This is a genomic window from Leptolyngbya iicbica LK (assembly GCF_004212215.1).
In the GTDB taxonomy this organism is placed as follows: domain Bacteria; phylum Cyanobacteriota; class Cyanobacteriia; order Phormidesmidales; family Phormidesmidaceae; genus Halomicronema; species Halomicronema iicbica.
In genome coordinates this window covers 551,812-573,828 of the sequence record NZ_QVFV01000001.1, presented here as the reverse complement: position 1 = coordinate 573,828, position 22,017 = coordinate 551,812, and the positions used below count along the sequence as shown (strand labels likewise).

Here is a 22,017-nt window from a genome sequence, read left to right as displayed (position 1 = left end):
AATCGTTCTTGAATGCCTCAATCCCTAAATAAATGGTGCGCTTACGATCACCGCAAAGACACCATTAACCATCGCTATTAACGTCCCGAAGGCGTCATTTCTCGGGGCTGCTCAGGTCGCTTAGTTTGACCATCGACACTTGCGGCTCCTGCTCCTATGTAAATCACCAACAATAGGCCGCCAATCAGACCTAAGTTCTTGAGAAAGGCAGTTAATTCAGCACTGTCTACCAGTGGATTGTGATAAATCAGCGTCGCCGGAATCAGGAACAAAATTAAGAGGGTGGCTCCAATGTTGACTTTGTAGCCAAAAATCAAAGAAGCCGCTCCTAATAGTTGAAACACAATCGTGCCGATCGCGAGTAGCGGAGCCAGCGGCAAAGTCTGACCAATCATGTCAGCAAATCCCGAAAAGCCCATCAAATGCTTAATGCCTGCATTCAGAAACACTAGGGCTAACGCAATACGAGCCACTAAGGGTAAATATTTCATCGAAGATACCTCAATAACACTGCAAACAATTCAAGCCAGGTTTCCATCTTTGACGGCTCAAGACTTGAAATAAGTCTGGGCCGATAGCTGACGCAGGGCGCGATCGCCCATGATGTAGTTTTGCACCCAGGTGAGCAAGACCAAAAGTCGGCTCCGATACCCTGGCAGATAAACCACATGCACCAACAGCCACATCAACCAGGCCAGCCAGCCGCCAAAGTTGATCCCCAGCACTGACCCGACCCCGCCGTAGCCGCCGATGATCGCCAAGCGTCCTTTATTCAGATAGCGAAAGGGACGGGGCGACTCGCTAGCCAGTTGTCGCCGCAGATTACGCGCTACCGCGACTCCTTGCTGCAAGGCTGCGGGGGCGACACCAGCCAAGGCCTCACCAGACTGCTCAAAGTAGGCCACATCGCCGATTGCATACACGTTGTCATGCTCAACGAGTTGCAGCGTCTCTCGCAGTGCCAGTTTGCCCTTGGCTTTTTGATGGCTGGGCTGGGCCAGCGTCGGAGGATTTGCCGTGACCCCAGCCGCCCACACCACGGTGGCAGCCGCGATCGCGTCACCGTCAGACAACTCAATCCCCTGGTCAGAGCACGCCGTCACCTTGGCATTGAGATGAACCTGCACGCCTAACCGCCCGAGGTGGCGATGGGTGTAGTTGCCTAACCGCTGCGAAAACTCAGGCAACAAGCTAGAACCTGATTGCAACAGCACCACGCGGCCCCAGTTCGTTAACTCTGGAAAATCGCGACGCACGGCTCCCCGCAGCCATTCGGCCAGGGCGCCCGCCAGCTCGACGCCAGTTGCGCCGCCCCCCACGATCGCAAACGTCATCAGTCGCTGACGTTCTTGGTCATCGCTCGTAAACGCCGCTTGCTCACAACACTGGAGCACGTGATTACGCAGTCGCAACGCATCGCGCAAACTCTTGAGCGTAAAGGCATGTTCGGCGACGCCTGGCACGCCATAGTCGTGAAAGGTCGCCCCCGTTGCGACGACTAAATAGTCATACGGAATCAGGTTGTCCCCTAAATCCACCAGCTTGTGATGAAAATCGACGCGCTTGACCTCGGCCTGCAAAAAGCGCACATTGTGCATGCCCCGCAGCTTGGTCCGCACGGGATACGCCACCAGACTGGGCTCTAGCTGGGCGGTCGCGACCTGATAGAGCAGCGGCACGAACGTGTGGTAGTTATTGCGGTCAATTAACAAGACTTCTGCAGCGGCCCCAGCCAAAGACTGCGCCGCCTGAAAGCCGCCAAAACCCGCGCCAATAATGACGATGCGATCGCGCTGGGGGGATGGGGAGCGGATAGTCATGGCAGCGTTGCCCCTAATCCAAAAGAGAATCTAAATATTAACTTAAGTAAAGCACCGCTTCTGAGAATCGGCTAACCGATAGATATTCCGCGATCGGTGCGGCTGAGTCTGTTCATAGAGTCCCCAATTGCGGTGCCTGGGTTCTACGCGGTCACGATTCATCGCATTATGCCGAACGACTGTCATGAGGCCACCAGCGCTCAGGCCGTGGCTGCAACAGGAATGGTCGAAAAAGGGATGGGGCTTAAGTATGTGAAAGCCGCCGTCTCAGCGGTTCCCGACCTGGTGCGGAGATGTCGTCGACCGGGGGGTTGCACGATGCTGAGTCCGCAGCAATACCATCCATCACGAACTGGAGGCATCCCACCGTGAGGGGCGAGGTTTTCCCCGAGAGGGTGCCTATTCGTTGGCGGGAGGGTCTGAGGGGGCCGCATCAGCGGGGGATGATTCTGCCTCTGACGGTTCAGTGGATTCGCTTTCTTCAGTGGCTTCAGTCCCGGCTTCCGGTGATTCGCTGGCCGGCGACTCGCTGGACTCTGCCGCTGGACTGCTCGGCAATGGTCCCGGTCGATTGCCCCGCGTCAAGACCAGATACAAGTCATACCGCAAACGTTGCTCATCGAGTACGGTGGCGGTCACGCCGAGGGCTTCGATCGCCTTCAAGACTCCCTGATTTTCGACGGGTAAATCAGGTACAAACAAATTACCTTCGGTTTGGGTCAGCGCCTTGAGGTTGACGAAAAAGTAACCGTTGTTGGGATAGGGTGCATCGCCAGTTGTGAGTTGAAACAGCGGCGACTGGGCTAGGGAGCGACGCGGCTGGGGCACGATCGTTTCATCCGTCCCGACCCCCAGGGCCAAAAACGCGATGCTGCTATCCAACCATCCGCGCGACAGCATGGTGGACTCGAAGGGCGAAGTCCAGCGGACTAATTCCACTTCGCCAGCGGACTCGTCGCTGATGGTAAAGCGATAGCGGTTTTCTACCACGTCATCCAGTTGGGCAAAGGCTTGCTCAGCGGCGAGGCGATCGCTCACCTGGGCCAGCGCTACCAAACTCGGGTTGGGCAGGGGCGTGGCATCATCCTGCACGCGGTCCATGGAAGGGGGCACCAGCGCCAGGGCAAACTCGCCCTGCAGCCAGGGCAGCAAATCTTCTGACAGGGTGAGCCCCGTGCTGCCTTGCAGCGCCAGCGATAAGTTGTCGGGGTTCAGGGCGGTCAAAGCGCCCCAATTGCGGCGATCGCTGAGGTCTTGCCAAAACTGCTGAAAGTTGCCCCCGGAAGCAAATACGAGGGTGTCGCGGGGCACATAGTCGGGCAGTTGGGCGGGTACGTTGGTATTCACGTAGGTGCGATCGCTGTCTTCACCAAACCAACTGGTACTTCGGACTTGTAGCCCTTGCGTTTCGAGGGTGATCGTCGCCGCCAGGCCGCGCGTTTCTTGAAAGCTTTCGATCAGGGTGCTGGGCAACGTGGGTTGTGAGGTTTGGGCCAGCAAGCGCGTCGCAGCGGGAATGTTGACGTACAGTTTGCTGAACGCTTGGGTCACGCCGATCTGCTCAAATGAGCGGCGATATTCCGCCAGGTCGGCCAGATTTTTGCCCCCTTTGTAGGCATCAATCGCTTGCTGAGCGACGGTTTCATCCTCGGCGACGAGAATCAGGCGAGTGCCCAGCAGGCCCACAAACACCGTGTCAGTCGCCGCTTCGGGGGATGCTAATTGATGTAAGGTAACGCCGCGATACTCAATTGAGTTGTCATCGGTGGCGGCCAGGGGCAACGCTGCGGCCGAAATTTGGGCGGCCTCTGGATCGGCGATCGGCAGCAAAAGTAGCCGCTGTTCCCCCCCGACCAGGTTCTCGCCGGGGTCGGCGTCCGAACTGGCGGCATTGGGGGGCACCCACGCAAGCGTGACTTCTGGCCCCACCCAGGGGGCAATGTCGGCAGCAAAGGAAAGGTCATATTGGCGCAGCCAGCGATCTCGCCACTCCGCCAGCTTTTGGTCAAAGGTGGCTTGGGTCTCGGGGGTGCCAAACTGCCGCATCTGATCCCACTGCTCGGGATTGGTGGACAGGGTCACTGCCGCGACGGCTGACTGGGGCACAGCCCTCACCCCCGCTGGCAGGCCCCGTGCTTGCAGGGTGCGCCACCGCAAGCCGCCGTAGGCCAACGCTCCGGCTAATAGCAGCAAGCTGGTGGTTCCAATCGTGACAACAAGAGGCGGTTTTTTTGCAAACATAATGCCGCGAGTTACAGCAGTGGAGGGAGGTGCCGGGAATGATCTCAGGTGTGCCCGATGGGCGAGCCCCAGCTGGATCGGGCCTGAGCCCGCGATCGCGATGGGGGCCTGGAGGCAAGGTCCCGGTTTTGCCCGCTCATCTTGCCGCCCATCTGATCCCAGACGCATTTCAGCTCTGACACTTTAGCAAACACTTTTCCGAATGAGACGTCCATTTGCTGAGTAATTTGTGCCGAGCCGCGATCGCCTCCGGCAACTGGTATGGGCTCAGCGATCGCTTAAACCGAGTCGGACGCTTGCGTATTCCCGATGGGCATGTCGGAAACCAGCACTTTGGCAAGGCCGAAAATTTGGGTGCGCGGTAGCATGGGTCAAACGCCGCGCCACCTAGGGGGCCATTGCATCTGTGGGTCGCGTAGACTCGATACTAGCCGAGAGGCATCTGATGCCTTGAGTGCGACTCACCCGTAGTCCTGTGTATACACGGTGGGCGGTGACGGGATGATGATGGCTAAGCCGATAATCACGTATTTGCACGGTATCGGGACGAGGCAACCAGCGGTTATCCCTGAAATCTAGGGCGTAAATTTACGTTGCTCCGTTAATTTCGCGGTTGAACTTATTAGAAACTTCATCTTGATTTCGCTCGACTTCTGCTAATTTTTATGTCGTTTAGGGGATACTACGACTATCTTCATCCGCAATTCTCTCCGCGCGCCCTCCGCCAAACTTGCCTATTTATTATTGGGAGCTGAAGATTTATGGTCAGTAGCGCATCGCTTATCACCGCTTCTCGGCGACCCCAACTCTTGTTTGGCAATCAGGCCCGCGTCAAGTCAGAGCAGCAAGCCGCCGCCCTGCGACGGGGACAGATTTTAATCGATACGGCCCCCCACGGCATGATGGGCGGGTCCGTGCGGGCCAAAATGTATGTCACCGCTAGCCGCGCCGACCTCTGGGCCCAGTTAACCCAATATGAGCGATGGTCGGAGTTTTTTCCTAACATCCGGCGCAGCGAAGTCTTAGCCTCTAACGACCAGGTTCATCGGCTTTACCAAGTCGGTTGTAAGGCGTTTTTGGCGATCGCCGCTGAAGTCGAGATTTACCTGAAGGTTTACGAAGACCCCGCTCACAGCATCCAGTTTCGGTTGGAAAAGGGAACTTTTCACGACTTTGCGGCAGACCTGACCCTACAAGACTGGCAAAACGGCACCCTGCTGACCTATGCGGTGCAAGCCACGCCCCTGATTCCCGTACCAGGCTTCTTGATTGAACAAGGGATGCGCCAAGACCTGCCCGGCAATATGGAGCACCTGCGCAAAGTCTTGTGTCGGTAAGGGGATTGCCCCACCGGCCTCTAGCGTCTATGCCTGATCGCGATAACGCTCAACTGACGCCCCTGTACAGATTGCGGATAGCCCAGTTCTAGTCAGCCCAGGCAAGGATTGCAGTCCCTATGGACATGCTGGAAAGCTGCCTCCCTAGTAGGGGTTTGGCAGTGCCAAAGGATGAGTTTAGCGGGGATCGCAAGCCCCGCTGTCGCCGCCCCCTTGGCAAGGGGGCTCTGAATATTCTGGTTTGGCGTCCCCCTTGCTAAGGGGGATTGAGGGGGAGCAGCCGCAGCCTGACGCTCAACAGTTACGTGCCAAACCCCCGACTAAGGAATTAGGATTTTATAAAATCCAAGTTTTGTCGGGCCAGGCATCTCGCCTGCGCTTGAACAGCCGAGACGGCTGTTCACACTTAATCAAATTCCTATTCCTAAGTTTTAATGAGTACGCTCTAGCAACACGGCTTGGCTGTCCGACAGCGTGAACGATTTGGGGATCGCCGTGCCGGGCGTGAGGTCAACCCCAGGCGAAGCGATCGCCACCCGCCAGTCCGCCAGATCAATTTGCAGCCAATCTCCAAGCGTCACTTCCAGCGGGTCACCCCCCATGTGGGTAACCATCGCCACCTGATATTTGCCACCGGCGGTTTCTGGCGCGGTGCGCAACCCATAAAACAGGGTTTGGGCCTCGGTATTGATGCGATTGAAGCGATCCAGGTTCGAGAGATTTTCCCGGAGCCAGGGATTCGCCAAACGGAACCGTCGCAGCGCCAGGTTATAGGCGACCTGGTCAGCCTGAAGCACGTCCTCTTGCAGCCAGACGTTACACATTTCATGGGCATCTTCCATGAAATTTTGGGCGAAGTCTTTGAGCTTGTTGACATCCAGCTGGGTCAAAATCGCCGATTTGTCTGGCGTATTCAGCTTTTGGAGGGCTTGGGCAGATTTGCGCGTTTTCGCCTTTTCTTTCACTGCATCCGACTCCGGATCTGCCACGATAAAGGCTTGGCATAAGTGGGCCACTTCTTCTAAGTCGTAGTCGGTGTCTTCGATCGCGTCATACAAACCCTTCACAAACTGGCGCAGCTCACCCAACTTGGCAAAGCCCATCGCTTTGAGCCGGGGGAAGATGTTGGGCCAGTCGTAGGTTTCAGGAATGATTTGCCAGTCCAGGAAGCCGCCCGCTTCTTCTGAGACGACTTTGACGCCGTAGCGATCGTCCGTATTGCGTAAGAAGCCCCAGGGCGCGTGCATGGTGCAGTTGATGAAATCCATGGGCAAACCGGGGCTGAAGCCATAGGTCATGAGAGCGATCGCGGGATTGTCGTAGGCGTTGTTCAAAACTTCCGGCAGGCCCTCGCCCAAATTCCAGTTGATGTCCAACTCGGGATCAACCTGGGTGCCCCGCCGCAAGGTGTCATGGTTGCCGCAGCCGGTAATCCAGTTGGCCCCGACCTGCATTTGTTCGGTCACGCGTCGCCACTTTTTATCCCAAAACTGGCGAATGCTGGGGGTATTGTGGGCAAAAATCAGCGGCCCCCATTGGAAGGCGTCGGGCTTGAATTCCACGATGTCGCGATAGGTGGAAATTTCCTCCCACCCTTCGGCGGGCCAGGGGCGACCGTCTTCAAAAATGGAAAAAGGCCGTCGCACGCTGTCGCCAACCTCTTGCAGCACCTCGGCCATGTCGCTGAGGTAGTTGTCATCGTACTCCACGCGCCCCGACAGCGGATTGAAGAATTTGAAATCCTGCGCGCCATCAACCCGAATGCCATCGACGCCCGTGTTGTTTTTGCGGCGCTGCATTTCTAGCAAGATGCCCCGCACAGTGGGATTTTGATGATTAATATCCTGCCCGTACATGTTTGGCCCTTTGAGAAAGCGCCCGTTCAGCAGGTTAATGCCCTGGTTGTCGGCGTGACCGTACACAATGTCGTACACGACCTTGATTGGCCCGGTGGGAAAGTTGTGCAGGGTTTCAATGAACTCCACCAGTTCGTCGGGGCGCAGGGTCTCCAGTACCGAAGGATTCGTGGCGGAACAGCCGAAAATGACAATGTCGTAGCCCCAGTTCTGGGTGTCGGGCTTTTTCAGGGTGACTTTCACATCGCCCTCTTCCCGCTCAATCTCGGCGGTTTCGGGGTCCATCTCGCCCATGTCGTCTTCACTCATGATGAAGAAGCCATGCCCCAACTCGTGCTCGCCCAGATATTCCACGGTCGGCTCGATGGGCAGCAACTGCACGGCCTCATAACCAATGAAATTTTGCTCGGCGGGAGTCAGCGCTTCTTGCTGTTTGAGCTTGGTGGCGATCGCCTGATACACCCCCGTCAATCCGCTCAGGTAACCATTGGGGGACGCGGTGTTGACGTGCAGTTGCAAAATGTTGGTGGGCGGATGCACCCGAATGACGCCATTTTCGTCGGCATCGCCCTGGGTGAAATAGTCCAGATCGGCGCGATCGCGCTGCAACTGCCCCATGTCATACAGTTCTGCCGGAGCATACACGCCATAGGGCAAAGAGTAGGCCAGACAGTCGCCAATTACCCGCACTTCGTCGGTGTTCATGTCGAGATAGCGCAGCCAATAAAACGAGCCAATCTCGTCCTTGGTGCCCGCTTTCATGCCCGACAGCACGCCCCAAAAATACTCCCCGTCCTTGACCAGTTCCACATAATCCCGGCGAAACACCGTCTTTTGCGTCGCCTTCTTCGGATCAATTTTCTTTTTGGGGGTGAAAATTTCCAGGTAGATGTTTTTGGGCTGCACCATATCAGCCCCGAGCTCCGGTGCCCAAAAGCCAATTTCGGTCAGACCATCGGCGCGATAGTGCGCCCCCAGTCGAGTCGCGAGGGTTTGCGCCTTGTGGTATAGCGTTTCGTCCGATTGCTGTACGGACTCGGCCCAATCCACTAAGGCTTGAGTTTCTGGATCGAGCAGTTGAATGCGGGGGGCAGCCGTCGCAACCATGAACCTTCCTTCCTTTGTAGAAAAATGAATAACAGAGCTGGGAATTTTGGGGCCGCCCATACTTTCTGTAAGGGCGGCATCGATGATGAACGTTACTGATCGAGCTTGAAGATAGCGACGCCCAGGGGCGGCAGGGTCAGGGCTAGGGCGTGAGGCCAACGGGGATGATCCCACTGGTGGCTTTGCTGGCCGCCTTCGTTCGTGATGTTGCTGCCGCCGAATTGCGACTCGTCGGTGTTCAGCAGTTCGCGGTAGTAGCCGGACTGAGGCACGCCCACCCAATAGTCGTACAGCGGTTGGGGCGTAAAGTTGCACACCGTCACAATGAACTGATCCGAATTTTTATCCCGACGGATGAAGGTGACGACGCTGTTGTCGGCGTCGTTGCACTCAATCCACTCAAACCCGCTGTCCGAAAAGTCATCGGTGTACAGCGCTGGTTCCTGCTTGTACAAGGTATTGAGGTTGGCCACCAGATGCTTGAGTTGGTGGTGCGGCTTTTGCTCCAGCAGGCCCCAGTTCAGATCTAGCCAGGCATTCCACTCGGTGGTCTGACCAAACTCCATGCCCATGAACAGGGTCTTTTTGCCGGGATGGGTAAACATGTAGGCAAAGAGCGATCGCAGGTTGGCAAATTTTTGCCACTCGTCCCCGGGCATCTTTTGGTACAGATGCCCCTTGCCGTGCACTACCTCATCGTGGGACAACGCCAGCATGAAGTTTTCGGTGAAGGCATACCACAGCGAGAAGGTCACATTGTTGTGGTGGTAGCGCCGATGGATGGGGTCTTCGTGGAAATAGTGGAGCATGTCGTGCATCCAGCCCATGTTCCACTTCAGATTGAAGCCGAGACCGCCGACATAGGTAGGGCGGGAGACATTGGGCCAGGCCGTGGATTCTTCCGCAATGGAAAGGACACCGGGATAGTAGCCAAACAGCAGGAAGTTTAACTGCTGCAAGAACTCTACGACTTCCAGGTTTTCGTTACCGCCGTATTGATTGGGCACCCACTCACCGTCTTTGCGATCGTAGTCGAGGTACAACATCGAGGCGACCGCGTCCACCCGAATGCCGTCGATGTGGTATTTGTCGAACCAAAACAGCGCATTCGAAATCAGGAAGTTCTTCACCTCGTGGCGACCATAGTTGAACACCAGGGTGCCCCACTCTTTGTGTTCGCCCTTGCGCGGGTCGGCATGCTCATACAAATGGCTGCCGTCAAAGTAGGCCAAGCCGTGGCTGTCTTTCGGAAAGTGACCCGGCACCCAGTCCACAAGCACGCCAATGCCGTGGGCATGGCACTGATCCACAAAGTACATGAAATCTTGGGGACTGCCGAAGCGGGAGGTAGGGGCAAAGTGTCCGGCCACCTGATAGCCCCATGAGCCGTCGTAGGGGTGCTCGGCCACGGGCAACACTTCGATGTGGGTGTAGCCCATCTCTTGCACATAGGGAATGAGGCGATCAGCCAACTCTCGATAGGTCAAAAAGCGCGCGCCGGGCTTTTGGTCACCGACCGCGACGGGTTCGTTGCCATCGGCGGGTCGATTTTCCAGGCCGTCATGAATCCAAGAACCCAGATGGACTTCATAAACAGAAATCGGCTGTTCTTGGGGATCGGCATTGCGGCGCTGCTCTAGCCAATCTTGGTCACCCCAGTCGTAGCTCAGATCGGCCACGACGGAAGCGGTATCAGGCCGAACTTGCTGCTGAAAGCCGTAGGGATCGGACTTCAGGTATAAGTGCCCCTCAGCATTCTTGATTTCGTATTTGTAGAGTTCGCCGACTGACAGTTCGGGAATGAACAAATCCCAAACGCCCCCGTTTAATCGGCGCATTTGGTGGCGGCGACCATCCCAACTGTTGAAGTTGCCGACAATGGAAATGTTGCGGGCGTTGGGAGCCCAAACGGCGAAGTACACCCCGGAGACGCCGTCCACCTCAACGGGGTGTGCCCCCATTTTTTCGTAAATGAGGTGATGGTTGCCCTCGTTGAACAGATGAATGTCAAAATCTGTCAGCAGCGGTGACTTGAAGGCGTAGGGGTCGCGCATGACCCGCTCATGCCCATTTTCTTTGACCTTAATGCGGTAGTTGCGGTCTTCGGCACCGGGCAACTCGCATTCAAAAAAGTGCGGATGATGCAGCGACTGCATGGGATACTCTTGCCGCTCTTGGGGATGGATGACCCAAGCTGCTTCGGCCTCTGGCAGGTAGGCCCGGACGACCCAGCCACTACTGCCGCCGTTACCGTTACCGTTGCCGTCGGCAGAAGTCAAAGCGTGAGAGCCCAGCACCTCGAAGGGATTGTTATGGCGATTTTCAACAACGCTGTAAACCTGGTCAGGAGAGAGGGATGCAGTCGACATATAAGTAAAAATTTAGTTTGCAGTGAATTAAAGCAGAAATGGCTGGGCTGACAAATCAAAAAAACAGTTTGTCATTGCTCCATTAAATGGCGGCACCTTTGGAAAACTACCAGCCACGCTAAGAGTAGAACTATCGTAGTTGTTTTACGAAATTTACATAGCTCCAGACATCTATCATGAGGACGACTTTACCACTACTTTCAAGCGTCGCAGGGGACTGCGATCGCGGTCCATCGACTGGACACACTAGGGTTCAGCTATCGTAAACCCGACTGATGTGGTCACTTGAGTGTAATGATGCCAACAACGCTGCTGGGGCTTTCTCGGCAGGATGAGACGACTGATTTAGCGAGTGTGTGTGATGGGAACGGCGACTTTGTTGCGGATTGATCGCGATCGCCTGCAACAGCGATTGGATGGACTGGCTAGTATTGGCCGACTGCCCGACGGCGGTGTGTGGCGCATTGCCTACAGCGATGAAGATCTGGCGGCGCGGCAATGGGTGACGGCAGCGATGCAGGCAGCAGGCATGACCGTGACCATTGATGCGGCGGGCAACCTGATCGGACGCTATGCAGGCACTGAAGATCTCCCCGCGCTGGCGACCGGGTCGCACATTGACACGGTGCCCACCGGGGGCCGCTATGACGGGGCGTTGGGGGTGTTGGCGGGCATTGAAGCGGTGGCGACGCTGCACGAAGCGGGGCGACGGTTGCGGCATGCGATCGAGGTGATTGCCTTTACCGATGAAGAGGGGGAAATGATTGGCAGCAAAGCCATGGCGGGGACGGCGAAGCTGAGCGATCCCGAACATTTTCGGCGGCTCAATGGGGAGGCGATTCAGCCCTGTTTAGAGCGAGTCGGGGGCAATTGGGCCGCCCTGCCCAGCGCCCGACGGACGGATCAGGACATCGCCGCTTACCTGGAACTTCATGTGGAGCAGGGCGGCGTGCTGGAATCAGAACAGTGTCAGATCGGCGTGGTGCAGGGCATTGTCAGTTTGCAGCGCTTTCAGGTTGCGATTACGGGGCGGCCCAACCATGCGGGCACGACGCCCATGCACCTGCGCCAAGATGCCCTCTATGCGGCCTCGCTGCTGGTGGCCGCCGTCCATGATGTGGCGGTGGATATTCCCGGTGATCAGGTGGCGACGGTGGGGCTGTTGACGGTGGCCCCGAACGCTGCCAACATCGTGCCCGGACGAGTGGAACTCACCATTGACATGCGAGATTTGTCACTGGAGACGCTGGGGGCAATGGTCGAGGGGCTGAAGCAGCGCATTGTCGCTATTCAGGCCAGCACGGGCACCCAGATTGAGCTGCGGCCTCAACATTTTGTAGAGCCGACCCTGGCGAGTCCGGCGGTGCAGGGGGCGATCGCGGCTGTGTGCGACGACCTGAACCTAACCCACTATTCCATGCCCAGCCGCGCCATTCACGATGCCCAGGAGATTGGTCGCTTTACCCAAATGGGGATGATCTTTGTGCCCAGTCAGGCGGGGGTGAGCCATGCCGAAGATGAATACACCTCGCCGGAGCAGTGCGGACAAGGGGCGGATGTGCTGCTGCATACGCTCATGGCATTGGACGAACAGCTCGACTCGGCGACCCATGACTGACCGGATGACGCCGTTTGCGAATTTGCCCGTGGCCTGTCTGCGCAATCCCCAAGCGCGGCGCGACCTGGCGTATGACGATCAACCTCAACAGTGGCTCTCGTTGTCAGGCACCGCTGCCGCCTGGGCCGAACTGCACCAGTGGTCGAACTATCAGCCGACGCCGTTGCGATCGCTGCCAGAAATCGCGACCGACCTCGACCTCGACCAGATTTGGTACAAAGACGAGAGTGATCGCTTTGGCCTGGGCAGCTTCAAAGCGTTGGGGGGAGCCTATGCGGTGTTTCGGCAACTGGTGGATTATGTGCAGACAGCCACGGGCCAAACCGACCTCACCGCTGCCGACCTGCTCTCTGGACGGTATCGCGAGCTGACCCAAGCCGTCACCGTCACCACCGCTACCGATGGCAACCACGGGCGATCAGTGGCCTGGGGGGCGCAGCAGTTTGGCTGCCGCTGCGTGATTTATCTGCACGCGGGGGTGAGTGCCGGACGGGAAGCGGCGATCGCTGCCTACGGAGCTGAGATGGTGCGGGTGGCAGGCAACTATGACGACTCGGTGCGTCAAGCCGCTGAAGATGCCCAAGCCCACGGCTGGATTCTCGTGTCTGACACCGCCCATCCCGGCAATACCACCATTCCCAGTGTGGTGATGCAGGGCTACACGGTCATGGTGGCCGAGGTCTTTGACCAACTGCCGCCCGACCAACTGCCCACCCATGTATTCGTGCAGGCGGGAGTCGGGGGATTGGCGGCGGCGGTGTGCGCGTATCTGTGGGAACGGTGGGGCCGCGATCGCCCCACCACTATCGTGGTCGAACCTGATCGCGCCGCCTGCGTATACGCTACGGCCCAACAAGGCAAATTGGTGACGCTGGAAGGCGACCAAGACACCCTCATGGCCTGCCTCTCTTCCGGCCACACCTCGACCATCGCTTGGGACATCTTGCGCCACAGCTCTGACTGGTTCATCACCATTCCCGATGAGGCGGCGGTGCTGACCATGCAGCACCTCGCCCACCCGCGATCGCCCATTGTCGGTGGCGAATCAGGCGTCGCGAGTTTGGCCGGATTACTGACCGTGGGGCAGCGATCGGATTTGCGCCAGCAGTTGGGACTCACCACCACCTCGCGAGTGCTCACCTTCGGTACCGAAGGCGCAACCGATCCCGAAATTTATCAAAAGTTAATTAATAGATCTGCCCTGCACATTTGATGCGGTAGTGACTTGTGTCCGTGACACCATGCAGTCACAGAATCGTAAGGAAGTTTTTTGATTTTACTTTAGTCCAAATAATGTAGTGAAACTTTCTGCCTTGTAAAACCAACAGATAAGTTGAGCCTTAGCTTAGGCAGTATTTCAAGCCTATACACTCATTTCTAAAGCTATAATTGAAGTGACTGAGAAGCTTTTTGGTGGTTTTTATACCGGGGCAATAAAAAGGCTTGGCAAATGGATAGAGAACCAAGACAGAAACTTGAAAGGGAATACTATCACCTCATAGATATTATTCAAAAATATGATGAGTATTTTATAAACATAAAGACTTGGAGTATATCGATAGGGGCACTAGTAACGGGTGCAGGTATTAGTCTTCAGTCTATCTATGTTCCCTTTTTAGTCATCTTGCTGGGAATCTCTTTTTGGTTGACAGAGGCCAGCTTTAAAGTGGTTCAATTATCTCACTTCAAAAGGATTGCCGAACTCGAAAACTTTCTAGGCCAGAAAGGTGAAATGTCAGCTGAATTCCCATCTCCTAGAATAATAAAGGCCTATAGTGAATGCCGAAAAGAGAATGAAGAATCAAAGCTTTTGAGGAGGGTGATATGGTGGAATCATGTCATGTTTCCTCACCTGGTATTTGTTGTTACTGGGTTGGTTGGAAGTTTGGTATTAATAGTTCAGTCGATTATATAGTGCTCTGATATATAAACTGAGTGAATCTGTGGCAACCAAAAGATTTACCATTATCTTAAAAGTGATATGTAGAGCTTGAACTCGGCTTTTTGACACAAGCTAGTACCAGCTAAATAATGTGTGAACTTTTAGAAGTTGAAGTTATTCAAGTATAAAGTATTGCAAGTGACTTGAATCTATTATAAAGTATTGCAAGTGACTTGAATCTATATTGCACTTCGCAAAGGCAGGCAGGATATCGCTTGCTTCTTAAGTCTTCACATTTTTGATTGTCGCACACTTTAAATATATTGCTGACTAGTCATTTTATTGTCATATCTTTGACAACCGATACTCCAACCATGCGATGATCGCGATTGCCCCTGCGCATCAACCGCGATCTCCTCTTGCACCGCCTCGATCAACTGGCTTAAATGGGGGCGATTGATGGCGCTTAGCTCCCGACTCTGTCTGAATGAGACAACGTGCGCAAATTTTCTGTTTAAATAAAATGGTTATGTTGCTGAGGTCAGTGCGAATTGCATTCAGTATGCTGAACGCTAACTGAGTTGTCCGTTAGACGACCTATGCTAAGTTCGAGGCGGTGCTGACAGAATTAGATCATCGTCCCAGCGAGGCTGAATCATCATGACCTGGAACATCGACGAAGCACAGCAGCATTTTCCTGAAATTCTCGATGCTGCCGAACAGAGCCCTCAAGTTATCCATCAGCACAATCACCCGATCGCTGCGGTTATTCGCGCCGATTTGCTGCAAGAGTTTCTGGCTTGGCAGGCTCAAAAACAGCCCAAACCCTTAGCTCAGGCATTTTCAGAGTTGCGTCAGCTTTGTGCCGAAGAAGACTACACCTTTGAGTTACCCTCTCGTAGCGATCGGCCTAATTCCTTTCTGGAAGCATTGCAATGACCTTGCTATGTGACACAAATGTCATCAGCGAATTGTGCAAACCCCAACCTGATTCAGGCGTTATCGCCTGGAGTGCAGAAATCACGACCATCGCAATTAGCGTAATCACCCTAGAAGAAATTATCTATGGACTGAGCGCCAAGCCAAACGCCCGAATTCAGGGATGGTTTCAAGAATTTTTGACCACGTATTGTCAGGTGCTTCCCATTACCCCAGAGATTGCTCAACGGGCAGGAGAACTGCGAGGAAACTTGCGGACACAGGGCAGGCCCCGCACCCAGGCCGATATGCTGATTGCGGCTACGGCTCACGTTCATCATCTGACTTTGGTAACTCGAAACACTCGCGATTTTGAGCACTGTGATGTTCAGATACTAAACCCATTCAGCCGATAGAAGCCTGGGATGGTTAAGAACAACCTTTGAACTAAGGCAGTCAATTTCTGATCGGGAGAAATGCAACACTACGCCAATCCAAGGGAATTTTTATGTGCCACTAGAATGACGCAAGCTACAGAGTTAATTCCAGAGATTAACTGGATCTAGTGAAGTATGAGGATGATGCGAGTTGAGTGAGGAAATTATATGTATAAAGTTTATGGAGATATGCTGTCGGGAAATTGCTACAAAATCAAATTGTTGATGCAGTTTTTAGATATTTCCCATCAATGGATTCCTGTTGATATCCTCGCGAGTGAGACGCATACCGAAGCCTTTAAGCAGATGAATCCCAACACCCGAATCCCCGTGGTGGAGTTGGATGACGGCAACTATCTGTGGGAGTCCAACGCAATCTTAAATTACTTCGCCGAAGGGACTGACTTTTTGCCCTCAACCAAGTACGAAAGGGCGAAAGTTTTGCAGTGGCAGTTTTTTGAACAATACAGTCACGAACCGTATATTGCCACCGCCAGATATATCAATAAATACCTGGGCTTGCCCCAAGCGCGAGAAGCCGAATATCACGCCAAACAAGCAGGTGGCCATAAAGCGCTGGCCGTGATGGAACAACATTTAGCGGACAATCAATTCTTTCTCGGGGCGAATGCAACTATTGCGGACATTAGCTTGTATGCCTACACCCATGTCGCCCATGAGGGCGGCTTTGACTTATCAGAGTATGCCAATATTCAGCGATGGTTCAAAGATTTTGAAAGCATTCCTGGCTATATCAAAATGGCGAGAGAAAACGCCTAATAACCTGGCGGTATTGGGGCTTCTCAACAGGGTCGGTTGCGATCGCCCAGTTAACGCAATCATTAGCCGTTGACGAAGCAGAAGCCGTCGGGGCTATAGTCAACCTTGTCGCCGAATATTTTTGAGCATCATGTATTTGACGACCAATACCCCCGTTACGCGGCCACCGCTGTCACCCCTGCGCATTAACCGAGATCGCCGTCTCCCCTTACTCTAGAGCGTGAATCAATGGTCTGATTTAAGTGAAAATCTGGCGATATTAGTATCAGAAGCTGAGTTGATGAGACAAAGATTTCCTTGGAAGCAGTTTGCCATTGGAGCTTTGACTCCAGGTCTAATCTTTTATCTCTTCCATCACTTTGAGCAACCCTTGGTGGGTGCCCTGCTAGCGGCGGGATGGAGTGCAGCAGTGATTTTAGTGACTCATCTAGCACTCAAGAAGATAAATCTCTTTGCTGTATTATCTCTGCCCTTGACTTTCATTGAAGTCGTAGGTTTGCTCATCACATTGAATCCGGAATTTTATTTGACCACAGCCGCGATCGATCACGTTCTCTGGGGTTTAATTTGTTTCGGATCATTATTTATCTATCGTCCTTTGATCCTTGTTTTTGCTGAAGCAGTGGGAGGAATACCAAAAACAGAGGAACTTGGAGAATTTGGCCAGTCTCAAGAATTCAGATCGGCCTGGATTATTCTCACGGCAATATGGGGAATTGTGCATCTCATGGCTGCGGCTATCCTAATCGCCTCGCAGATCTGGTTGCCACTGGAATTATTCTTGGTCATTCGCTCAGCTTTAAGTACGCCTTTGCTGGCAGTATTAATCGCCTTTAGTTTCTGGTTTCCAAGATGGTATATGAATCGGTCATAAAGCATCTTTTAGAACTGAATTTTTGACTTGAAATAGGTGTTGTGGTGTCTGCCCTTAAAACGGGTTTACTGTTGAATATGACATCATCTCCAAGCCTGCGATACTGAAGCGATTCAGAGATGCCTCGTCAAAGTTGTCTGGTTTATAGTCAAACTTATCGTTGGATTTCCCTGCTGCCCATGTCTTTGACGACCGATACCCCCGTTACGCGGCGATCGCTGTCGCCCCTGCGCATTAACCGAGATCGCCTCTTGCACCGCCTCGATCAACTGGCTCAAGTGGGGGCGATCTATGGTGCTGAGCTTTGGGCTATGCCTGAAAATATGTGAAAACTTTGTTGCGATCGCCCCACAGCCTCATGATCGGAAGAAAACTTCTGGCGATCGATCTAGATTAGAACAATATCCAGCAACTTACCATTCAATAAGTTGGTTAGGCGGCACTAACTATGAGTAACGAAAATTTAGAAAAAGTTTATATCGATCTTCCAAATCACTGGGCGATCGGTGGTGAATCACTTTGGGCTACTCCGCTGGGAAATGACCTGTATCGTATCGAAAATGTCCCATTCTTTGCATATGGTCTAAATTTCTTAGACATTGTTGTTGCCACAGCTGACTCTGATGAACTCAAGCCAGAAATACGTAGGGTTGTAACCCCAAGCGGACATCGAACCTATCGAATCATCTTTAACAAAGAAATTGGTCGTGAACGCCAGATTGATCTTTTGAGAACGCTGGAAAAGTATGAAGCCTCGTATGAACGAGCCGATGAAATAAATGTTGCCATAGACATCAAACCCAGTGGGGATTATGTGGCAGTCTACGATCAGTTAGACGAATATGAAAAGGCAGGTCTTTTGTTTTTTGAAACCTGTGAAGCAAGAATCGACGGCAGCTTTGACGATATGCCGGATGATGTAGAAAATGACTGACACCGTACTTTCAAAGATTGGCAAAGCAATTGTTGTCAGGTTTATAGTCAATCTTGTCGCCGCACATTTATCTGATCATCATGTCTCTGACGACCGATACCCCCGTTACACGGCGATCGCTGTCGCCCCTGCGCATTAACCGAGATCGCCTCTTGCACCGATTAGACCAACTGGCTCAAGTGGGAGCCATTGAAGGCGGCGGCGTCTGTCGGCTCGCGCTCACCGATGCCGATAAAGCCGGACGAGATCTCGTCGTGAGCTGGATGGAAGCGCTTGGCCTCACCATCACCATTGATCAGCTCGGCAACGTCGTCGGTACTCGTCCCGGCCTCGAAGCTGGCCCCCCCGTCATGACCGGTTCTCATATTGATACTGTCGCCACTGGCGGACGCTATGACGGCAACCTCGGCGTCTTGGCTGGGCTAGAAGTCATCGAAACCCTGAACGAACAAAACATTCAAACCCGCTATCCCCTGGCCGTCGCCTTTTTTACTAACGAAGAAGGGGCGCGGTTTCACCCCGACATGATGGGCAGTTGGGTGTTTAGCGGCGGCCTATCCGTCGAAGCGGCCCTGGCAGAAGTGGGGACAGACGGCACCACCGTCGCCGAAAACCTCGATCGCATCGGCTATGCAGGCCCGGTGCCCTGCGGTAGCCAGCCCGTCAAAGCCTTTGTCGAACTCCATGTGGAACAAGGCCCCGTGCTCGAACGCGAAGGCATTCAAATTGGGGCGGTGACCGGGGTGCAGGGCATGTCCTGGCAGGAGTTCACCGTTAAGGGTGTCTCAAATCATGCGGGGACGACCCCCATGGCTTTGCGCCACGATGCCGGGTATGGCGCTAGCGCGATCGCGGTTGCTGCCCGCCAACTCGCCCAAAAAATGGGGGGCAACCAGGTCGCCACCGTCGGCTCCATTCAACTCAAGCCGGGATTGGTGAACGTTATCGCCAAGGAAGCCAAACTAACGGTGGACTTGCGCAACACCGACTCCGATTTACTGAAGCAGGCTGAGGCCGAACTGCAAACTCAGATTGAGGCGATCGCCACTGCCGAAGGGCTGGAGGTCACCGCCCAATCCCTCGCCCGATTTGAACCCGTCAGCTTTGACGCCGCCATGATTGATGCCGTCGAACGCACCGCCCAAGCGTTGGGCTGTTCTGTAAAACGGATGCCCAGCGGGGCGGGACATGATGCCGGGATGATTGCCGCGATCGCCCCCACCGCCATGATCTTCGTGCCCAGCGTCAACGGCCTTAGTCACAACGTCAACGAGTACACCGCCCCCGAAGATTTGGAAAACGGTAGCAACGTCCTCCTGCAAGTGCTGCTGCAATTGGCCGAAGCGAGCGATCGCTAGAGCCCTTCAGTCACCCTGCCACCCCACCACCCTGCTACCCTGCCACTCCTCACCCAATCCCCAGAGACGCTATCTTGAGGTTTCTGACTCAACCTAGCTACGCTGTCAAATCCGCTTTATGACCCGACCGCCATCTGACAAAATCACCCAAGCCGAAGCCCTGTTTGCCGCCGGACAAATCGCGTTTGAGCGCGGCAATTACAAAGATGCCGTGCTGGCGTTTGAAGAAGGGACGCGCCTCACCGGGGGGGCGACTTTTCTCGGGGGCACCATTCAACTCTGGCTGATGAACGCCTACTCGGCGGCGGGGCGCTTGCCCGATGCGATCGCCCTCGGCGAAAAACTCACTAAACACCCCGACCTGGATGTGCGCAAACAGAGCAAGCGAGTGCTCGAAATTTTGCAAGCGCCCCAGCTCTCGCGCCGGACGGATTGGCTGACCCCCATTCCCGACCTCAGCGATTTGGATGAAAACAACGACACCGACTTCACCCTGCGCAAATACGATCCGCCTGCCAAACCCAAACGTACGCCCCCGCCAGAGCCGCCGCCCGAAGACCTGAGTCAAATGAATACCAGCGACAACGGCTTTTTATGGGCGGCGATCGCGGTCATTTTGCTCACGTTGGGTAGCTTGTGGTGGCTGGCCTAGCGGTTCCGATGTCCGAATTCTGCAAAATATCTGAGAGTTCATGACTTACCTGTAGTAAGTGCCGACGAACCGGATACCATACTGGCATCCTGTGAGTTTTAAAACTATGGACGTCGGGGAACCACCAGCGGGCACAACCCAAAAATCGGCGATCGGATTATGTCTCACCCTCTTCATGGTGTCGTTTCATATCGGCATTGTGCCCGCCATCATGCCGCCCCTGGTGCGCACTTTTGACTCTAACGTGGGCTATGTGCAAAGCGCCCTGGTGCTGCTCTCCTTAGTGACAGCCGCTTTTGCCCCCACCAGCGAAAACCTGAGTCGACGGTTTGGGCGACAGAAAATCTTTCGTGGCGGGCTTCTCCTCTTTGCGATCGGCACGCTATTTGCGGCCATCAGCCCCACCATGGCACTCTTTGTGGTCAACTATGCCCTGCTCACCGGAATTGCGGCCACTCCCCTGGTCAGCATTCCCTGGGCGTTGATGGACCGATTTTATGACGACAAAGCCGAAAAAATTGCCTTCTTGCTGCTCACCCTGTCGATGGTCGCGGGCGGCTTAGTCGGCTCACTGATCGGTGGCTTAATTGCGTTTGAATTCAGCTGGCGGCTGGCCTTTCCGATTGAACTCGCCCTCATTCCCCTGATCTGGTATTTGGTGACTCACTTTCCAGCCGAGCTGGTCGCCCGCAACACCCCGGTTGACTGGGTGGGCGGCGGCTTGTCGTTTGCTGGGCTGGGCCTCACTCTCTTGGGTCTCAGCCTTGCGGGTGAGTTTGGCTGGTGGGAGGCGAAAAAACATCTGGTGTTTCTGAGTACTCCGCTCATTCCCTTTGGCATTTCTATCGTGCCAGTCTTAATTGGGTCGGGCTTAGTCTGTTTTGGGCTATTTGTCTTTTGGCGGCGCCAACAAACCCAAACGGGCCGCGCCTCATTGGTAAAAGCGGGCCTCCTCAGCCGCCGCACGTTTCTCAATAGCCTCGTGGTGGCCACCCTCCATTCCGCGTTGATTACCGGCCTGTCGTTTAATTTGTTCCAATTCATTCCCCCCGTATTGGAACTCAATTCCTTTCAAACTGCGCTCACGGTATTGCCTTACAACTGCGCCATGGTTATTGTGATTGTGCTGATGGTGCGGTTTATTAATCTGCAACTGCCGCCCCGCCGCATTGTGCAGCTGGGGCTGAGTATTGAAATCATCGGTCTGTTATGGCTAGTGGGCGCGATCGCACCGGGGATGACCCGCTGGAGTCTTTTGCCGGGGTTGATCATTACGGGTATCGGGTCGGGCTTATTTACCTCACAAATTGGTGCGATCGCCTATTCCACCGCTAGCCGGGTCGAAAAGCCCGAAGCCACGGGTATCTTCAACCCGCTCCAAAAGGTTGGGCAAGCCCTGGGGCGCGGCATTCTCGGCACCGTGCTCGTGAGCGTCGCCTCCATCAAAATCGTGGATGGGGTCATCTTTGAGCTTGATCAAACGGTGGATGCGGCCACCCGGCAATCCGCCATTACTTATCTGCAAGAGGCGATTCAAACATTTACCAAAACCGAAATGCGAGACCTGTTTGGTCGGCTCCCCGAGACCGTGCAGCCGGCCTTAGAGACGATTATTACCACGGCTGCCCTCGGTGCCATGGAAACCACGCTGATCATTATTTTGGCGGCTAATTTGGGATGCCTCTTACTCACCACTCGCTTGCCCCACTTGCGACGGCTAAAGCGTCATCCCGCGACCTAGTGACGCACTGAGAGAACCTTTTAGGGGGCTGGATAGCGGGGTGTTGAGCGGGCGAAACCCACGGCTGGTAATCCGTCAACCTAACAGCGCGTG

Annotated in this window: 20 protein-coding genes; 15 read left to right on the top strand and 5 right to left on the bottom strand. The window is 54.5% G+C overall.

Translation table 11 applies throughout. The annotated features are described in order from the left end of the window. Positions 1–77 precede the first annotated feature (77 nt). Both DYY88_RS02400 and DYY88_RS02395 read right to left on the bottom strand, forming a co-directional pair. On the bottom strand, positions 78–491 hold the full coding sequence (locus tag DYY88_RS02400; protein WP_039725260.1) for a DoxX family protein: 414 nt from the start codon (positions 489–491) through the stop codon (positions 78–80). A 57-nt stretch (positions 492–548) separates the two neighbouring features. After that, entirely contained in the window at positions 549–1,820 is a 1,272-nt protein-coding gene (locus DYY88_RS02395) for an NAD(P)/FAD-dependent oxidoreductase (protein WP_039725259.1), read from the bottom strand. A 132-nt stretch (positions 1,821–1,952) separates the two neighbouring features. On the opposite strand from DYY88_RS02395, the gene DYY88_RS02390 reads away from it, so the two are divergent. Beyond that, positions 1,953–2,192 carry a hypothetical protein gene (locus DYY88_RS02390; RefSeq protein ID WP_130199304.1) on the top strand — a complete coding sequence of 80 codons (240 nt, stop codon included), beginning with the start codon at positions 1,953–1,955 and terminating at the stop codon, positions 2,190–2,192. A 27-nt stretch (positions 2,193–2,219) separates the two neighbouring features. On the opposite strand, the gene DYY88_RS02385 is transcribed toward DYY88_RS02390, so the two are convergent. Further along, on the bottom strand, positions 2,220–4,061 hold the full coding sequence (locus DYY88_RS02385; RefSeq protein ID WP_160299495.1) for a DUF3352 domain-containing protein: 1,842 nt from the start codon (positions 4,059–4,061) through the stop codon (positions 2,220–2,222). 215 nt (positions 4,062–4,276) lie between these two features. On the opposite strand from DYY88_RS02385, the gene DYY88_RS23930 reads away from it, so the two are divergent. Both DYY88_RS23930 and DYY88_RS02380 read left to right on the top strand, forming a co-directional pair. Further along, positions 4,277–4,426, top strand: a complete 150-nt coding sequence (locus DYY88_RS23930) for a hypothetical protein (RefSeq protein WP_160299494.1) — start codon at positions 4,277–4,279, stop codon at positions 4,424–4,426. Positions 4,427–4,822: 396 nt separating this feature from the next. After that, a complete protein-coding gene (locus DYY88_RS02380) occupies positions 4,823–5,398 on the top strand; it encodes an SRPBCC family protein (RefSeq protein ID WP_039725257.1) in 576 nt (191 codons plus the stop codon). 431 nt (positions 5,399–5,829) lie between these two features. Here the strand turns inward: DYY88_RS02380 and gghA are convergent, their stop codons facing one another. Both gghA and glgB read right to left on the bottom strand, forming a co-directional pair. Next, positions 5,830–8,361 carry a glucosylglycerol hydrolase gene (gghA, locus tag DYY88_RS02375; RefSeq protein WP_039725256.1) on the bottom strand — a complete coding sequence of 844 codons (2,532 nt, stop codon included), beginning with the start codon at positions 8,359–8,361 and terminating at the stop codon, positions 5,830–5,832. Positions 8,362–8,453: 92 nt separating this feature from the next. Further along, the gene (gene glgB / locus DYY88_RS02370) at positions 8,454–10,730 is read right to left on the bottom strand and encodes a 1,4-alpha-glucan branching protein GlgB (RefSeq protein WP_039725255.1); all 2,277 of its coding nucleotides are present in this window, start codon (positions 10,728–10,730) and stop codon (positions 8,454–8,456) included. 361 nt (positions 10,731–11,091) lie between these two features. On the opposite strand from glgB, the gene DYY88_RS02365 reads away from it, so the two are divergent. The 12 genes from DYY88_RS02365 to DYY88_RS02315 all read left to right on the top strand — a co-directional run bounded on the left by DYY88_RS02365 (position 11,092) and on the right by DYY88_RS02315 (position 21,924). Beyond that, positions 11,092–12,348, top strand: a complete 1,257-nt coding sequence (locus DYY88_RS02365) for a Zn-dependent hydrolase (RefSeq protein ID WP_039725254.1) — start codon at positions 11,092–11,094, stop codon at positions 12,346–12,348. After that, positions 12,341–13,561 carry a diaminopropionate ammonia-lyase gene (locus DYY88_RS02360; protein ID WP_201278918.1) on the top strand — a complete coding sequence of 407 codons (1,221 nt, stop codon included), beginning with the start codon at positions 12,341–12,343 and terminating at the stop codon, positions 13,559–13,561. The genes DYY88_RS02365 and DYY88_RS02360 overlap by 8 nt, the downstream gene beginning before the upstream one ends. A 237-nt stretch (positions 13,562–13,798) precedes the next feature. Beyond that, positions 13,799–14,263: a hypothetical protein gene (locus DYY88_RS02355; protein WP_039725253.1), complete on the top strand. Its 465-nt coding sequence runs from the start codon at positions 13,799–13,801 to the stop codon at positions 14,261–14,263. 627 nt (positions 14,264–14,890) lie between these two features. Beyond that, complete coding sequence (locus tag DYY88_RS02350) at positions 14,891–15,169, top strand: type II toxin-antitoxin system Phd/YefM family antitoxin (RefSeq protein WP_039725252.1); 279 nt, start codon at positions 14,891–14,893, stop codon at positions 15,167–15,169. Continuing rightward, positions 15,166–15,564 carry a type II toxin-antitoxin system VapC family toxin gene (locus DYY88_RS02345; RefSeq protein WP_072041284.1) on the top strand — a complete coding sequence of 133 codons (399 nt, stop codon included), beginning with the start codon at positions 15,166–15,168 and terminating at the stop codon, positions 15,562–15,564. Before DYY88_RS02350 ends, DYY88_RS02345 begins: the two co-directional genes overlap by 4 nt. A 189-nt stretch (positions 15,565–15,753) precedes the next feature. Further along, on the top strand, positions 15,754–16,365 hold the full coding sequence (locus tag DYY88_RS02340; RefSeq protein WP_039725251.1) for a glutathione S-transferase family protein: 612 nt from the start codon (positions 15,754–15,756) through the stop codon (positions 16,363–16,365). 220 nt (positions 16,366–16,585) lie between these two features. Further along, a complete protein-coding gene (locus DYY88_RS02335; protein WP_130199303.1) occupies positions 16,586–17,239 on the top strand; it encodes a VC0807 family protein in 654 nt (217 codons plus the stop codon). Between the two features lie 179 nt (positions 17,240–17,418). Beyond that, positions 17,419–17,568: a hypothetical protein gene (locus DYY88_RS23925; RefSeq protein WP_160299493.1), complete on the top strand. Its 150-nt coding sequence runs from the start codon at positions 17,419–17,421 to the stop codon at positions 17,566–17,568. A 119-nt stretch (positions 17,569–17,687) separates the two neighbouring features. Continuing rightward, the gene (locus DYY88_RS02330; protein WP_052288207.1) at positions 17,688–18,173 is read left to right on the top strand and encodes a DUF4265 domain-containing protein; all 486 of its coding nucleotides are present in this window, start codon (positions 17,688–17,690) and stop codon (positions 18,171–18,173) included. Between the two features lie 80 nt (positions 18,174–18,253). Continuing rightward, positions 18,254–19,531: a M20 family metallo-hydrolase gene (locus DYY88_RS02325; protein WP_044150879.1), complete on the top strand. Its 1,278-nt coding sequence runs from the start codon at positions 18,254–18,256 to the stop codon at positions 19,529–19,531. Between the two features lie 118 nt (positions 19,532–19,649). Continuing rightward, positions 19,650–20,183: a tol-pal system YbgF family protein gene (locus DYY88_RS02320; protein WP_044150877.1), complete on the top strand. Its 534-nt coding sequence runs from the start codon at positions 19,650–19,652 to the stop codon at positions 20,181–20,183. Between the two features lie 106 nt (positions 20,184–20,289). Further along, positions 20,290–21,924: an MFS transporter gene (locus DYY88_RS02315; RefSeq protein WP_044150875.1), complete on the top strand. Its 1,635-nt coding sequence runs from the start codon at positions 20,290–20,292 to the stop codon at positions 21,922–21,924. Positions 21,925–22,017: the final 93 nt, after the last annotated feature.